The sequence below is a fragment of the uncultured Maribacter sp. genome (genome assembly GCF_963975365.1).
In the GTDB taxonomy this organism is placed as follows: domain Bacteria; phylum Bacteroidota; class Bacteroidia; order Flavobacteriales; family Flavobacteriaceae; genus Maribacter.
In genome coordinates, this window is the sequence record NZ_CAXBGF010000004.1 from 202,351 (window position 1) to 216,742 (window position 14,392).

General features: G+C 36.6%; 9 protein-coding genes. 6 read left to right on the plus strand and 3 right to left on the minus strand.

Annotated features, from left to right (window positions below; translation table 11 throughout):
- Positions 1-60 precede the first annotated feature (60 nt).
- Positions 61-951 carry an AraC family transcriptional regulator gene (locus AACZ49_RS07100; protein WP_339652962.1) on the plus strand — a complete coding sequence of 297 codons (891 nt, stop codon included), beginning with the start codon at positions 61-63 and terminating at the stop codon, positions 949-951.
- Between the two features lie 8 nt (positions 952-959).
- On the opposite strand, the gene AACZ49_RS07105 is transcribed toward AACZ49_RS07100, so the two are convergent.
- Positions 960-1,802: an N-acetylmuramoyl-L-alanine amidase-like domain-containing protein gene (locus tag AACZ49_RS07105; RefSeq protein ID WP_339652963.1), complete on the minus strand. Its 843-nt coding sequence runs from the start codon at positions 1,800-1,802 to the stop codon at positions 960-962.
- A 9-nt stretch (positions 1,803-1,811) separates the two neighbouring features.
- Positions 1,812-2,876, minus strand: a complete 1,065-nt coding sequence (locus AACZ49_RS07110; RefSeq protein WP_339652965.1) for a mechanosensitive ion channel domain-containing protein — start codon at positions 2,874-2,876, stop codon at positions 1,812-1,814.
- A gap of 167 nt (positions 2,877-3,043) precedes the next feature.
- On the opposite strand from AACZ49_RS07110, the gene hemH reads away from it, so the two are divergent.
- Genes hemH through AACZ49_RS07125 form a run of 3 tightly spaced genes read left to right on the plus strand, consistent with a single transcriptional unit; the run spans position 3,044 to position 6,330 of the window.
- A complete protein-coding gene (hemH, locus tag AACZ49_RS07115) occupies positions 3,044-4,087 on the plus strand; it encodes a ferrochelatase (RefSeq protein WP_339652966.1) in 1,044 nt (347 codons plus the stop codon).
- A gap of 36 nt (positions 4,088-4,123) precedes the next feature.
- Positions 4,124-4,897 (plus strand): DUF3050 domain-containing protein, encoded by a 774-nt coding sequence (locus AACZ49_RS07120; RefSeq protein ID WP_339652967.1) that lies wholly within the window; start codon positions 4,124-4,126, stop codon positions 4,895-4,897.
- Positions 4,898-4,941: 44 nt separating this feature from the next.
- The gene (locus AACZ49_RS07125) at positions 4,942-6,330 is read left to right on the plus strand and encodes an MATE family efflux transporter (RefSeq protein ID WP_339652968.1); all 1,389 of its coding nucleotides are present in this window, start codon (positions 4,942-4,944) and stop codon (positions 6,328-6,330) included.
- 82 nt (positions 6,331-6,412) lie between these two features.
- Here AACZ49_RS07125 and AACZ49_RS07130 read toward each other — a convergent pair whose 3' ends face one another.
- On the minus strand, positions 6,413-7,717 hold the full coding sequence (locus AACZ49_RS07130) for a dienelactone hydrolase (protein WP_339652969.1): 1,305 nt from the start codon (positions 7,715-7,717) through the stop codon (positions 6,413-6,415).
- A 349-nt stretch (positions 7,718-8,066) separates the two neighbouring features.
- Here AACZ49_RS07130 and AACZ49_RS07135 point away from each other — a divergent pair, with 349 nt between their 5' ends.
- Both AACZ49_RS07135 and AACZ49_RS07140 read left to right on the plus strand, forming a co-directional pair.
- The gene (locus AACZ49_RS07135) at positions 8,067-11,177 is read left to right on the plus strand and encodes a glycosyl hydrolase (protein WP_339653094.1); all 3,111 of its coding nucleotides are present in this window, start codon (positions 8,067-8,069) and stop codon (positions 11,175-11,177) included.
- Positions 11,178-11,251: 74 nt separating this feature from the next.
- On the plus strand, positions 11,252-14,377 hold the full coding sequence (locus AACZ49_RS07140; protein ID WP_339652970.1) for a glycosyl hydrolase: 3,126 nt from the start codon (positions 11,252-11,254) through the stop codon (positions 14,375-14,377).
- Positions 14,378-14,392 lie beyond the last annotated feature (15 nt).

Sequence of the window (14,392 nt, forward strand, 5' to 3'; positions counted from 1 at the left end):
GACAAATGCAAACTATTTATTTAGATGCTTTCTAAATAAGTTAAAAATTATTTTACGAATATGGAAGTTAAAAATAACGCTCAAAGGTCGTATGATGAGGTGCTAATTGAAGACGGTTTTTACGTCCTAAAATTTCAGAATGAGGAAGAATCCAATGTTAATTATTCTCGTGAGATTAATAAGAAATTTATCCAATTTCATTTTTGTTTGAAGGGTAAGGGTATATTTTCGTTTAATCAAGGTAGTTATAGTTTAAATGTTACTGAAGAAAACTCATTACTGTTATATAATACCCAATTAGACTTACCGCTGGATTTAAAATTAGAGCCAAAATCTTCTATAGTTTCAGTAGTAATGACCTTACGAAAATTTCATTCACTATTTACTGCAGAAGCTGATTATATTCCTTTTCTAAGTACAGATAATAAAGAGAAAAAGTATTATGCTCAAGAACCATTTTCACCTTCTATTGCGGTTATTTTGAGTCAAATTATTAACTATAATTTGCATCCTTCCATAAAGGCTTTATATGTAAAAGGGAAGATTTATGAATTAATAGCCTTGTATTTTAATAAAAGTCCGAATGCAGATATAGAGCAATGCCCTTACTTGGCAGATGAAGAAAATGTACAAAAGATAAAAAAGGCCAAAGACATTATTCTTGCAAATATGGCCGAACCGCCTACATTGACAGAATTGGCAAGTGAAATTGGACTAAGTCTTAAGCGCTTAAAAGAAGGTTTTAAGCAAATTTATGGAGATTCTGTTTACAGTTTTTTATTCGACCACAAAATGGATTATGCTAAACGCTTATTAGAAACAGGACAGTATAATGTTAATGAAATTGGGTTAAAAGTTGGTTATAGTACTGCTAGTCATTTTATAGCAGCGTTCAAGAAAAAATACAATACCACTCCAAAGAAATATTTAATGGCATTAACAGGAAATTAAATGGCTGGTTAAAGAGGCCTAGCCACCATAATTCCGGTATTGCTTTTAATTCCTTTTAAATAATCCACTAAAGGTAATTTGGAAACTTCAACTTCCATTGAACCTGTCGATGCATGTAGTAAATGAATTCTACCATCTTTTTCTCGTGTTGCAATACCTGTATGGGTAACATCTAGTCCATTTATTGAGGTTGCTAAAGCAATAATATCACCAGATTGAATAAGGTGCTCTTTTTCTGCAATTTTATCCTGTGTCAAAACACATATCGCTTGACGGTTCAGGTAATTTTCCGAAGCCTTTATTTTTTTAAAATTAGCGTCATCGGCCAAGAACGGATATAAATCTCTGTGCGTACTCATAAAATTAATGTCCTTGGTGATTTCTGCACCACCAATTTCACCGGTTATATTTTTAAGTAGTCCTTTTTCGGCATTGTTGGCAATCCATTCTGAGAAGTAGTGCAGGCGTGAAGCGTAACCATCTAGCGCCCCATCTTTATAACGAATAGCTTCTAGGTTTTTAATGAAGGCATCAAACAAAAGGTCTTTTTGTTGCAGTAACTTGGAAAATGCTAATACATTCTCAACAAATGTGGTACAATCCAATCCTTGGAGGTTTACCACCAATGTTTCCGTATCTCCAATTTCTAATGTATTAGCTACGTATGGAGTTTTTATGAAGGTTTTACCAACGCTTACTAAAGTTTCGCCAAATTCACTTTGAAGCATTTCGTCAATCTCAATTAGCTTATTTTCAACTGCGGATTTATTAATTGGTGAGCAGGTGATTTGTTGGGAGTAACCCAACTGAGAGTTGACAAGTATAATAATTATAAGTAAGATATATTGCATTATATAAAATTATGAATTATTACTTTCCGTAGTATTGTTTTCCATTTGAACTCTTGTCCGAACAATACTCTCAGGATAATTTTTCTGTAAAAAAATAATTAGTTTTTCACGTACAAAAACGCGTAAATCCCAAAGGGTAGATGCGTCTTTTGCACTGACCATTGCTCTGATTTCAACACAAGTTGGTTTAGAGTCGGTTACCTGTATATTCTGGTTTAGGCCATCCCATAAATCGGTGGTTGTCAAAATTCGTTCCAGTTCTTTTCTAAGGGCATCAAATGAAACCCTATAATCAGTATACAAATAAACGGTTCCTAAAAGGTCGGCCGATTTCTTTGTCCAGTTTTGAAATGGTTTTTCTATAAAGTAAGATGTAGGCACAATCAATCTTCGTTTATCCCAAATATTTAGGACCACATAGGTTAAGGTAATTTCCTCGATTCTACCCCATTCACCTTCAACTATAACTACATCATCAATTTTTATAGGTTGGGCAATGGCAATTTGTATGCCTGCTAAAATACTAGCAATCATTTTTTGGGCAGAAAGACCTACAATAATACCTGCAACACCTGCAGAAGCAAAAATGCTGACTCCGATTTCACGTATGCTTTCAAAACTCATTAGGACGATACTTACCCCTATGATGATAATGACGAACATGATTATTCGCTCTAAAATATTGAATTGGGTATATACCTTGCGTGCCCTGTAATTATCGACCGAATTTACATCGTAATTTTTAATGATTTTCCGCTTGGTAATTTTTAATCCAATTATTAGCAGCCAGGTGAAGGCAAAAATTATTGAGATAGTACTGATTTTACTTAGGGCATAGGTAATCTCTTCAAAACCTAGTAGGCTATGAAATGTTTTAACACGAATGGCAATGGCAATAAATATAATAAAGATGGGCTTTGTTATATTTTTAATATCCTCCTTGTCAAGAAGATATTTAGGGTTTTTTCCTAACCTTCTCAACAATTTAACAGTAATCAATTGAAGCAATAACAATGCTAAGATCGCACCAAAGATGTATGCTAATAGTATCGGATTCTTGGTTAAATTCTGCATTTTGATGTTGCTTTCATGAAGTGAAATCAAATTTAGGCATTTAAATATGCAAATAGGGAAGGTTAAACACTATCAGATTTACTTATACATAGATTTGAAACTTTTTTGGCTTCACAAATGTGGGTAGTATTACTTGTGTTATTTTTGCAATTGCAAAATCAAACGCTATGAAAGGAGTATTATTGGTCAATTTGGGTTCACCGGAAAGTCCTACCGCAAAAGATGTAAAGCCTTATTTAGATGAATTTTTAATGGATGAAAGGGTAATTGATGCCCCTAAATGGTTACGCGCTTTTCTTGTAAAAGGAATTATTTTACAAACCAGACCAAAAAAATCTGCTAAAGCCTACGCTAAAATTTGGTGGGAAGAAGGTTCGCCGCTAATTGTGCTATCTGAACGTTTTGCCAATAAAGTACAGCAACACACTAATATGCCGGTTGCACTCGGTATGCGCTACGGCAGAATGACTATTAAGAATGCATTGCAGGAATTAAAGGATAAAGGAGTTGATGAGGTTCTTTTGGTTCCTTTATATCCTCACTATGCTATGTCTAGTTTTGAAACAGTTGTGGTTAAGGTTTTGGAGGAACAGCAGCAATATTTTCCTGAAATGGAAGTAACTACCTTGCCTGCTTTTTATAAAAATGCAGATTATATTCAAGCCCTCTCAGAAAGTATTAAAGACGGATTAAAAGATTTTGATTACGACCACATATTATTTTCATACCATGGTATTCCAGAACGTCATATTCGCAAAAGTGATCCAACACGTTTTCATTGTAAAATTGATGGCAGTTGTTGTAAGATTAACTCAGTAGCACATAATACTTGTTACAGACATCAAGTTTATGATACTACAGAAATGGTTAAGGCGTATTTAGGATTGCCTGAGGAACAAGTAAGTTCTTCATTCCAATCTCGTTTGGCAGGGGACCCTTGGTTAAAGCCTTATACAGATTTTGAATTTGTACGTTTGGCCAAAGAAGGCAAAAAACGGTTAGCAGTTATTACTCCTGCTTTTGTTAGTGATTGCCTAGAGACTCTTGAGGAAATTGCTATGGAGGGAAAAGAACAGTTTATGGAAGCTGGTGGTGAGAATTATAAGCACATACCTTGTATGAACGATAATGAAGCATGGGTGAAGGTTATGGCCAAATGGGTAAATGAGTGGGAGGCAACAGGGGTTTTGGCTGTTACGCCAAGCACTTAAAATGAGCAAATAGTAAACTCTTAGAAAATCACTGCTATGAAAATCGAAGAAATTGAAGCATCATTATTGCCATTAAAAGAGCAATTGCGTAAACATGAGTTATATGAAAGATTAAATTCCTTATCGGATATTAAAATATTTATGGAGAGCCATGTTTATGCTGTTTGGGACTTCATGTCTCTTTTAAAGGGTTTGCAAATTCACTTAACCTGTACAAGTTTGCCTTGGTTACCAGCAAAGAATACCAATACAGCTCGATTTATTAATGAAATTGTTTTGGAGGAGGAAAGTGATCGAAATGAGGAGGGTGTTTTCAAAAGTCATTTTGAAATGTATTTGGATGCGATGGAAGAAGTTGGGGCAAGTACAATTAAAGTTGATGAATTTTTGGCGAAAATTACCGTAATCGATAATGTATTACAGGATATTGAGCATTCAGAATTAAACAGGGCAGTAAAAGAATTTTTGAGATTTACTTTCGAAATACTTCAAACCAAGGCACCACATAAAATAGCCGCTGCGTTTACCTTTGGTAGAGAAGAGCTGATTCCAGATATGTTTCTCAAAATAATAGAACAAGCTGGGGAAGAAGCATACCCTAAATTAGGCTATTACCTTAAAAGACATATTGAACTAGACGGTGATGAGCATGGTCCACTTTCCTTAAAAATGATTAAAGAACTTTGTGGTTCGGATAATGAGAAATGGCGAGAAGTTGCTGAGTGTTCGCGAAAAGCTTTAAATAAGAGAATCGAGCTTTGGGACCATATTTTGTTTGAAATTAAAGAGAAAGCTACGGTTATAGCATAGCATTAATAAAAAGATTTTGTTATCGAATAACTAAGCTAAATGGAATGGCAAATGTATCTGCTGAGCAATTAGGTTCAGAATCTATCTCAAGTTTGCTTATTAAACAAGCATTGCCTGCCAGTGTTGGTATTTTGGTAATGTCCCTTAATGTTTTAGTAGATTCAATCTTTGTAGGTAATTGGATAGGGTCCATTGCCATTGCGGCAATAAATGTAGTGCTTCCGGTTTCTTTCTTTATCGGTGCTTTGGGTATGTCTATAGGTATTGGTGGCGCAAGTATTATATCCCGGGCATTAGGGGCCAATAATAAAAAAAAGGCTCTACGCACTTTTGGCAATCAAATTAGCTTTACACTTTTAGTCACCATATTAATGGTTGTGTTAGGGCTTACCTATGTTGATAGCTTTATTCCAGCTTTTGGTGGTAAAGGGGGCATTTTTGAAATGGCTAAAATCTACTATGTTATCGTATTGTATGGCGTGCCACTTCTAGCGCTAAATATGATGGGTAATGCGGTTATTAGGGCAGAAGGCAAACCTAAGTTCGCTATGATTGCCATGATTATTCCATCCGTAGGTAATCTAGTGATGGATTATCTCTTTATCAATGTATTGGATTATGGTATGGAAGGTGCTGCATGGGCAACAACCATTAGCTACTTTTTATGTTTTTGTTACATCTTTTATTTTTTTCTCTCCAACAATTCTGAGCTTAAATTAAATCTGTATGATTTCGGAATCAATTTTGGAATTCTCAAGGAAATAAGCTCTTTAGGGTTTGTGACACTTTCTAGACAGGCCGTTGTAAGTATCATTTATCTTTTAATGAATAATATTCTATTTGATTTGGGTGGAGAAGCTATGGTCGCTGTTTATGCCATTGTTGGAAGAATGTTGATGTTTGCTCTTTTTCCTGTTTTTGGAGTTACACAAGGATTTTTACCTATTGCCGGATTTAATTATGGAGCTGGAAAATATGATAGGGTCAAAGAGTCTATTTATACCGCAATAAAATATGCAGTGATATTGGCCACTGTTGTTTTTGCTGGCTTGATGATTTTTCCGGAGGCAATTGCTTCGCTTTTCCTAAGTCATAGACCAGGCATAAGCGCTGTAGAATTAGCGACTAATAAATTTGTTCTTGAAAATACTCCGTCAGCTATGCGTTGGGTGTTTGCCGCTACACCAATTATTGCCTTACAACTAATTGGAGCAGCATATTTTCAGGCAATTGGTAAGGCGGTGCCTGCCTTGTTATTAACGTTATGCAGGCAAGGATTTTTCTTCATTCCACTAATTCTTATTCTTCCAAGTTACTTAGGTGAATTAGGGGTTTGGATATCTTTTCCTATTGCCGATGTACTGGCAACAATCGTAACTGGTTATTATTTGCGTAAAGAGGTGAATAGAACTTTGGTTTCCGAAGAAATATAAGAAAACCAAGTCTCATGATTTTTTTTCCAACGTAGCTTTAGAAATACCAAAGAACACAAGTATGAGTTTTGTTTTACCTTAATCAATTAGCTGGGCTAGCATGTAGCAATTCCATTCCGGTGGAAGATCTTGGCTTAAATCCTATCCAATCCTTTTCGTTTGAATTTTCTTGTAGTTCTAAATACTTGGCGTTATCCTGATTTTTAAGATGAATGCCTAGAAAGGCAGTAACAAAATGTTGATTAACGTTGTTCAATTTTCGTGAGTCCCATGATGGTTCGGCATATCTGAAATATTCATCTATAGGTAACCCTGGCGCTAGTGCCTCTGATGGTGGAGGATTAGGTGCTACGTTATGACGTGCATTTTTGTAGGTCAACATAAATCGGTCTGCATTTACGGCTCCTTCATATATTGCTTTAATTCCTTTCTCATAGCCGGAAATATCATCTTGACTACCGGCAACTAAGAATGTGGGGATTTTTAATCCCTTTAATCCTTCAGCATCCCAAACACCGCGTTCCATTCCCCATGGGGCAAAAGCAACAATAGCTTTAATTCTGTTGTCAGCTAATTTTTTATACTCTTCATTATTGGCCGTATTGACAGAAATAGAAGAACTACCGCCTGTCATTCCTGAGAAAAACCCTGCTAACGCTTCGCTATAACCTGCACCGCCAACATTAAGAACGCCATAACCTCCCATAGAATATCCGATGATGCCTGTGTTATTTGAATCAACTAAATCTTCTAAGTTGCTTTTAGAACCTTGAGCTCCTAATTTTTCCATTTCGTTTATGACAAAGCGAATATCTTTTGGTCTGTTTAAAAGTGTGCTTTGAAATGCATTGGCGTCTTCAAAAGTAGAATCAGTATGATCTATTGCTGCTACAATATATCCTTTAGAAGCTAAGTTTTCGGTTAAATAAGTCATTAAATAACGTGAGCCAACATAACCATGTGATATTACTACCAAAGGGAATTTAGTACCGGTTTTCGGCTGTGCATCTCTATATGCTCTTCCTTTAAAGGTAAAAGGAGTTAAAGGCCTTAAGGTATCACTTGCGGTTCCCATTACTTCGTCGTAAATTACAGTTTTAGCATCGTCACCTACACTTGCAGGATACCAAACCTCAATAGTAATAGGGCGGTCGTATAAAGGGTCTTTGCCCTCTTTTGAATTAAGAATATCTACTTGATTCTTGTTGACAAGATTAATCGTTTGTACACCAACCTTAAACTCACCTCTAGCACTTAGCTCTGGGGCATCGGGCAAAGGGTCTCCGTATAAAAAGTCTTTTGTTTGTGCATTTATCGAAGTAATGGTAATCCCATTAAAAAGAAAAGCTATTAGCGATAAAGTAAAAAATAGCGGTCTAATTTTCATAATCATTAGTTTGTTGGTCTAAATATAGGAATACTTTAAACACTGGTTTCTTTATCTCAGTTTTGTTGAACTGTTTATTTAGAGAAATAAAGATTCTAGATGGTGTTAAATAGTATTAGAGAGCTGATAGCTAATCTGAAACCTAGATAATAATAGAAAATTTTTAAAAACCTTTTATGATAATTAATAACTAAAAGTATTCATAGATTGATAATTTGTTAAATGCAGTTCTGCATTACTCCTAATAAAATCTTAAAATCAACATTTTTACAACTATTTGTTTAATTTTAGAGAAGACTAATATCAAACTAAGAAAATGAAAAAGCAGCTTACCAATGCCGGCATTCTCATGCTGTTACTTTTACTATTGCCCTTATCCTTACGATCTCAAAAAAGGAACAAATCACAAAATAGCATACCAACTTATCCTGAAGAATTATACTCTAGTTTAGAGTATCGTTCAATTGGCCCGTATCGTGGAGGGCGTTCAGCTGCAGTAACTGGTGTGCCAGGCGAACCTAATTTATTTTATTTTGGTGCCGCTGGTGGTGGTGTATGGAAAACATTAGATGGCGGACGAACTTGGGATAATATTTCCGATGGCTATTTTGGTGGAAGTATCGGTGCCGTTGAGGTTGCAAAAAGTGATCCTAACGTAATTTATGTTGGTGGTGGCGAAAAAACCTTGAGAGGAAATGTTTCCTCGGGTTATGGAGTTTGGAAAACTGAAGATGGTGGCAAAACATGGACTACTGCCGGTTTAGAGAAAAGTAGGCATGTGCCTAGGCTTCGTGTACATCCAACAGATTACAATATAGTTTATGCCGCTGTATTGGGGGATATTTATAAGCCTACCAAAGACCGTGGTATTTATAAAAGTACCGATGGAGGTAAAAACTGGAAACAAGTTCTATTCGTGAACGAACAAGCGGGTGCCGTTGATTTAACTATCGACCCTAATAACCCAAGAATAATATATGCTTCTACATGGCATGCACAACGTACACCTTATAGTTTAATAAGTGGTGGAGACGGTTCGGCACTATGGAAAAGTATGGATAGCGGTGAAACTTGGACAGAAATTTCTAAGAATGAAGGTTTTCCAAAAGATACCTTGGGTATTATTGGTGTAGCTGTTTCTCCAAAAAACTCTGAACGAGTTTGGGCAATTGTTGAAAATAAGAACAAAGGAGGTCTATATCGTTCAGAAGATGGTGGCAAAACCTGGTCTGTTGTTAATGAAGAACGTAAAATTAGACAACGTGCTTGGTACTATACGAGAGTATATGCCGATACACAAGATGAAGATGTCGTTTATGTGCTGAACGTAAATTATCACAAATCAACCGATGGTGGAAAGTCATTCAATACGTTCAATGCTCCCCATGGCGACCATCATGATTTATGGATTTCACCTGAAGATTCGCAACGTATGATTATTGGTGATGATGGGGGTGCACAAATCTCCTATGATGGGGGTGAAACATGGAGTACGTATTATAACCAACCTACCGCACAGTTTTACCGCGTTACTACCGATAATTCGTTTCCGTATAGAATTTATGTGGCCCAACAAGATAATTCTACACTACGTATAGATCATAGAAGTGATGAAAATTCTATTGATAAGGGCAATTGGGAAGAAACCGCTGGCGGTGAATCTGCCTGGATAGCTGTTGATCCTAAAAACGACGACATTGTTTATGGAGGTAGTTATGACGGATTCTTAACTCGTGTAAATCATAAGACCGGAACGGTTAGAGGTATAAATGTATGGCCAGATAACCCAATGGGTGCTGGTGCAGAAGCCATGAAATATCGTTTTCAATGGAATTTTCCTATTCTGTTCAGCAGACATAATCCGAAAAAACTATACACTTTTTCTAATTATGTACATGTAACGGAAAATGAAGGTCAGAGTTGGGAAGTATTAAGTGGGGATTTAACTCGAAATGACCCTACGAAATTAGGCTCTAGTGGTGGTCCAATAACACAGGATAACACTAGTGTAGAATACTATTGTACCATTTTTTCGGCGAATGAAAGTCCGTTGAAAGAAGGTCTTCTTTGGGTTGGAAGTGATGATGGATTAATTCATGTTTCTAAAGATGCTGGTGCAACATGGGATAATGTTACCCCTACCAATATGCCTGAATGGAATATGATCAATAGTATAGAACCATCGGCTTTTGATGAAGGAACCTGTTATATAGCGGCTACAAGATACAAGTTGGGTGATTTTCAACCGTATTTGTATAAAACAACAGATTATGGCAAGAGCTGGACAAAAATCACTGACGGAATTCCGGCAGAACATTTTACCAGGGTAGTACGTGAAGATCCAAAAAGGAAAGGCTTATTATATGCAGGTACCGAAACCGGTATGTATATTTCTTTTAATGATGGTGCTAGCTGGAGCCCTTTTCAGATGAATTTACCAATTGTACCAATTACTGATTTGGCGGTGAAAGATGATAATTTAATTGTGGCAACGCAAGGGCGTAGCTTATGGATTATTGATGATTTAACAGTGCTTCATCAATTAGATGACAGCAAGAAAGTTCAAAATACAATTCTGTTTAAGCCAAGAGATTCATACCGTACGAAAGGAAGAGCGTCTAAAAAGCCTTCTAAAACATCGGGGCAGAATTTAGAAAATGGCGTAATCACACATTTTCTATTGAAGAATTATTCTGAAAAGGATACTGTTCAGTTGACCTATACAAACATGGCTGGTGATACTTTGGCTAACTACAATTCGTCTGCTAAGAAAAAAGACAAAAAATTAGAAGTAAAAAAGGGCGGTAATACATTTGTATGGGATACCCGTGGTAAGGGAGCTGAAAAATTAGAAGGTATGATTTTATGGTGGGCCAGTTTAGACGGTGCTAAAGCGGTACCCGGAGATTACAAAGTGCATTTAAATGTTAATGGGAACAATAGCTCCGAGACTTTTACCATTTTGCCAGACCCAAGGGCAGAAAGTTCGGTTGCCGAAATGCAAAAACAGTTCAATTTTATTACCGATATCAATACCACCATCGAAAAAGCACATCAATCTATAACAAAGATTAGAAATGTAACCGAACAGTTAAATGCTTTTACCGAGCAGTATAAAGATGATGACAGAACAAAGGATCTGGTAGAAAGGGCTAAGGTAATGAAAGATAAGTTGGGTGAAGTAGAAAAAGCATTGTACCAGACACAGAACAGAAGTGGCCAAGATCCATTGAATTTCCCTATAAAACTGACAAATAAATTGGGTCATTTAAATAGCTTAGTTTCTATAGATGATTTTCCGCCTACGGAACAAGATATTGCGGTTAAGAATGAATTGACTGTTAAAATAAATAAGGAGCTCAGCATTTTTAACGAAGTGGTTTCATCAGAATTGAAAGCCTTTAATGCAGCATTCAATGAATTAAAGTTGAATTATTTATTCATTGATGAAAGTAAATAAAATATTAAATAAATCCTCTCTAGAAATAGTGGGGATTTTTTTTAAAGTCAACAATAAGGACCAAACAAAATATAATGAATAAACAACTACTATTTTTTATGGCGGTACTCTTGACCACCATAACTTTTGCACAGACAGCCAATGATTATTTTAAACCTTTGAAATTTCGGAATATAGGTCCGTTTAGGGGTGGACGTTCCGTAACCGCAACAGGGGTTATTGGTAATCCTATGACTTATTATATGGGAACTACAGGGGGTGGAGTATGGAAAACAGAATCTGCTGGACAACAATGGGAGAATATTTCGGACGGCTTTTTTGAATTAGGTTCTGTAGGAGCTGTTTCTGTATCTGCATCTAACCCGAACATTGTATATGTTGGTATGGGCGAACATGCGCCACGTGGGGTAATGACATCATATGGAGATGGTGTATATAAATCTACAGATGCTGGTAAAACGTGGAAAAAATTAGGACTTGAAAAAACCCAGCATATTTCTCGCATAATCATACACCCAACAAATCCTGATATCGTTTATGTCGCTGCTCAAGGAGCACTTTTTGAAGGTAACCCAGAGCGAGGTGTTTATAAATCTATCGATGGGGGTAAAACTTGGACAAATACCCTTTTTGTAAATAATTTAACGGGTGCTTCCGAACTATCTATGGATGCTAATTATCCTGAAATTATGTATGCTGCCATGTGGGAACACCAACGAAAGCCAAATATGGTTGTTAGTGGGGGTGTCGGTAGCGGACTGTATAAATCTACCGATGGCGGAGATACTTGGAAAAAAATACACAAGGGTCTTCCTGAGGAAAAAGGTAAGATGGCAATAGCGGTTAGTCCATCAAACTCAAACAAAGTATATGCATTGATTGAAAGTGATTCGGATGCTGATAAAGGCGGACTTTTTGTGTCAAACGACACAGGGGAATCTTGGTCTATGATAAGTGGCGATAATCGTTTAGTGCAACGTGCTTGGTACTATATTGAGGTTTTTGTGGATCCTAATGATGAGGATACTGTGTATGTGTTAAGTGCACCCGCGCTACGTTCTGAAGATGGTGGTAAAACTTGGGAAAATGTTGAGGTTGCCCATGGAGATACACATGATTTATGGATTAATCCTAATAACTCAAAAAATATGATTTTGGCAGATGATGGTGGTGCTTCCGTTTCTTTTGATTACGGAAAAACGTGGTCTACCCAAAGTAATATGCCAACGGCGCAGTTTTATCGTATTAGCGTAGATAATTTATTTCCATATAATATTTATGGAGGTCAGCAAGATAACACGTCCGTAAAGATTGCTAGTCTTTCTATAGGTAGTGGAAGTATTTCTACCAGAGATTGGACCGATTCTGCAGGTGGGGAAAGTGCCTTTTTGGCTTTTGATCCAGATAATCCTAGATATGTAATGGGCGGTCAATATTTAGGTACTGTAGAGATAATGGATATGGTTTCAAAGGCTTCTACCCAAATAATGCAGGCACCGATTCAGTATTTAGGGCGTGAGGCAAGAAATATGAAATATTTATTTAATTGGAATGCTCCAATTATAGCTTCTACACATGAATTGGGAACTTTTTATCACGGTGCTCAATATGTATTTAGAACTAGTGATATGGGTGAAACTTGGGATAAAATCTCCCCAGATTTAACGCGTGATATCGATGCAAAACAAGGCAATGGAGGTGGGCCATATACAAACGAAGCGGTTGGTGCCGAGAACTATGGAACACTTTCATATATCTTTGAATCACCACATGAAAAAGGATATATATGGACAGGTAGTGACGACGGATTGGTGCATTTAACCAAGAATGGCGGAGAAACATGGGAAAATGTTACTCCTAAAGGGTTAAAAGAATGCTTGATCAATGCTATTGAAGTATCTCCTCATGATCCAGCAACAGCTTATATAGCTACAACAAGATATAAGTTTAATGATTATACTCCGGGGTTATATAAAACTTCAGACTATGGTAAAACCTGGACACCTATAAATGCCGGAATTCCTAATGGCGCATTCACACGCGTTGTTCGTGAAGATGAATTTGAAAAAGACCTTTTATATGCTGGTACTGAAAAGGGACTTTACGGATCATGGAACGGAGGTAAATCTTGGGAGCCTTTTCAGTTGAATTTGCCTAATACACCAATTACCGATATAAAAATGCATAAAGGTGATATGGTGGTAGCTACCTCTGGTCGTTCATTTTGGATTCTTGATGACGTAGTTGCATTGGGTCAATATCAGCCTTCTAAAAAAGGACTTCAAATTTTGAAACCAAAAGGTGCCTATAATGGATCTTGGGGCAGCCCTTTAAATGGCAATTCTGATAAGTTTACGGGAAGTGACATTTTTGATGGTATAAACCCTGCAAACGGAGTAGTGCTATACTATGAGCTTCCAAAATTAAAGGATAGTACTGTAATTACTTTAGAGATTTCAGATTCAAAAGGTAAAACTATAAGAACTATTAGCTCTGAAATAGACCCTACCTACAAACCGCATAATGGTGGTGGAGCTCCACCCGCACCAGTGCTATCTAAAAAAGAAGGGTTGAACCGATTTGTATGGGATATGAAATACCCAATTATGCCGGGCATACCAGATGTGTATATTGAAGCTGGTTTTAACGGACATACTGTTTCTCCAGGAAATTATACGTTTAAGTTAATGGTTGAAGGGCAAACAGTTTCTACAACCGGTTCTATTAAAGAAGTGCCAACCTATGAAACGAAACCGGGTCAATACGAGGAGTATGATGCTTTTATGACAACTGCTGAAGCTGAGTTGACTATAATGCATAATATGATCAATCAATTATATGCTGTTCAAGAAGATTTATCGAAGGTATTAAAGAAAGTTGCCGATGCTGCAGTTAAGAAGGAAGGAGAAAAACTATTAGCAGATCTAAAAGAGTGGGATAATAATATGGTTCAACGTAAATCTCAAGCATATGATGATGTGGAGAATTTTCCGAACAAGTTTTCAGCGGAATATATATTTATGATCAACCAGACGAACAGTAGTATACCAAGATTGAACCAATCAAGTATAGAGCGAAAAGCGGAATTAGATACACAATGGTCAGACTTAAAAATAAAAGGTAATCAATTCATTAATATTGCTATACCTGCCTATAATAAAGTGTTGTGGGAGGCTGGAATTGGAGCTATAAGATTATAACAAACATTCTATTCG

What these genes read in the sequence shown, in the direction of transcription:
- AACZ49_RS07140 (WP_339652970.1), top strand. Translation starts at nt 11,252, where the DNA reads ATGAATAAACAACTACTATTTTTTATGGCGGTACTCTTGACCACCATA.
- AACZ49_RS07105 (WP_339652963.1), bottom strand. Translation starts at nt 1,802, where the DNA reads ATGCAATATATCTTACTTATAATTATTATACTTGTCAACTCTCAGTTG.
- AACZ49_RS07125 (WP_339652968.1), top strand. Translation starts at nt 4,942, where the DNA reads ATGGCAAATGTATCTGCTGAGCAATTAGGTTCAGAATCTATCTCAAGT.
- AACZ49_RS07100 (WP_339652962.1), top strand. Translation starts at nt 61, where the DNA reads ATGGAAGTTAAAAATAACGCTCAAAGGTCGTATGATGAGGTGCTAATT.
- AACZ49_RS07135 (WP_339653094.1), top strand. Translation starts at nt 8,067, where the DNA reads ATGCTGTTACTTTTACTATTGCCCTTATCCTTACGATCTCAAAAAAGG.
- AACZ49_RS07110 (WP_339652965.1), bottom strand. Translation starts at nt 2,876, where the DNA reads ATGCAGAATTTAACCAAGAATCCGATACTATTAGCATACATCTTTGGT.
- AACZ49_RS07120 (WP_339652967.1), top strand. Translation starts at nt 4,124, where the DNA reads ATGAAAATCGAAGAAATTGAAGCATCATTATTGCCATTAAAAGAGCAA.
- AACZ49_RS07130 (WP_339652969.1), bottom strand. Translation starts at nt 7,717, where the DNA reads ATGAAAATTAGACCGCTATTTTTTACTTTATCGCTAATAGCTTTTCTT.
- hemH (WP_339652966.1), top strand. Translation starts at nt 3,044, where the DNA reads ATGAAAGGAGTATTATTGGTCAATTTGGGTTCACCGGAAAGTCCTACC.